Origin of the sequence: Anaerofustis stercorihominis, from assembly GCF_005844425.1 — a bacterium.
GTDB lineage: Bacteria > Bacillota > Clostridia > Eubacteriales > Anaerofustaceae > Anaerofustis > Anaerofustis butyriciformans.
Genome location: NZ_SPHL01000081.1, coordinates 1 through 1,406 on the forward strand (window position 1 = coordinate 1; position 1,406 = coordinate 1,406).

Genomic DNA, 1,406 nt, shown 5'->3' on the forward strand with positions numbered 1-1,406 from the left:
ATTCTCAATTGTATCGACTTGGTATTTATTATAATTGGAACTATGTAGTTCTTTTAAAAATCTTGCTAAATCTTGTGCTAATTTATCTTTTTCTTCATCAGTTAATCTTTCATATATTTCTTTACTTAAAGAAACACCATTAATTTTTGTAAAACAAGCAATACAATATTTATAATTTGAATTATCATTATTAACATATAAAACTTTAGGTATATTAAAAGTTGTTTTATTTTCTAAATATTGTAGTATTTCAATTTCTTTTAATAAATTTTCATTTGCTTTTTCGTGTCTAGGAAATTTAAAAATCATATTATCATTAACTTCATAAGCAAACGAGTCATTACCATTACCAATTAATTTAATAGAGGTTATTTTGATATCAAAACTATGTTCAATTATATATTTTATTGCTTTAACATTAGTTTCATTATCATCATATCGATATTCCATTAAATAACAATCTTCTTTTTTACCTTCGTGAAGTTCGTGTTCTGGTAAATCTTCAATAATTCTAAATCCTGCTTTTTGATACATTCTAATTGCTCTTGGATTATCTTGGTGTGGGTCCAATATTACAGCATCTGCATTTCTTTCTTTTTTTAAGAATTCAAAAATCATTTTTGTATATTTTGTTCCTATGCCTTTGCTCCAATAATCAACTTCACCAATAAATTGGTCCATACCATAAACAATATCATTACTTCTAGGGTAATGATAATCATCATATAGTTCATCATACATTTTATATATTTGTCCATAACCAATAGGTTGACCATTATATTCAATAATTACTCTTATAACTTCATCTTCCCAAGGTTCTGTATAATGTTCTTTTAAAGTTTCTAATGTATATTTTTTATCTCTACCACCATAAAATTCTAATACTCTTTCATCGGTAAGCCATTTTAACATTAATGGAAAATCATTATCATTTAAAGTTCTAACCCTTATATTCTCATTTTTAATATCTATCATTTTTCATCACCTTCAAAATCATATACATAGCAAATTTCATCTTCAAAATCATTTTTGCCACCTAATTTTTCATATACATGACACGCTCTAGGATTTCCTTTATCAGTAAGAACAAACATTTCAAAGAATCCATTAGAACTAATATAATCTTTAATAAATCCTAATAATTTAGTTCCATAACCTTTATCTTGATAGTCTGGTAACATTCCAATAGAATAAATAAAATATGCATGTTTTCCATTTGGATGAATAATATCATATCCATAAGCAAATCCTACAATTTTATTTTCAGCTTTAGCAATAAACCCAATAACATTTTTATCATTATAAAATTCATTTATTTTTTCTAAATCAAATTCTATATCATCATCTTCGATGATTTCTTTCATTAATTCTAAATCTTCTTTTTCTAATAATTTATATTCCACAAT

The 1,406-nt window shown here is 24.3% G+C and carries 2 protein-coding genes; both read right to left on the bottom strand.

The window, feature by feature from the left end; all coding sequences use genetic code 11:
- Positions 1-972, bottom strand: a 972-nt coding sequence (aac(6')-I, locus tag FGQ49_RS10230) for an AAC(6')-Ie family aminoglycoside N-acetyltransferase (protein WP_431731928.1), incomplete at its 3' end; no start/stop codon positions are given.
- Positions 972-1,406: GNAT family N-acetyltransferase (locus FGQ49_RS10235; RefSeq protein WP_243112253.1), on the bottom strand; the 435-nt coding region annotated here is incomplete at its 5' end. The genes aac(6')-I and FGQ49_RS10235, both read right to left, overlap by 1 nt.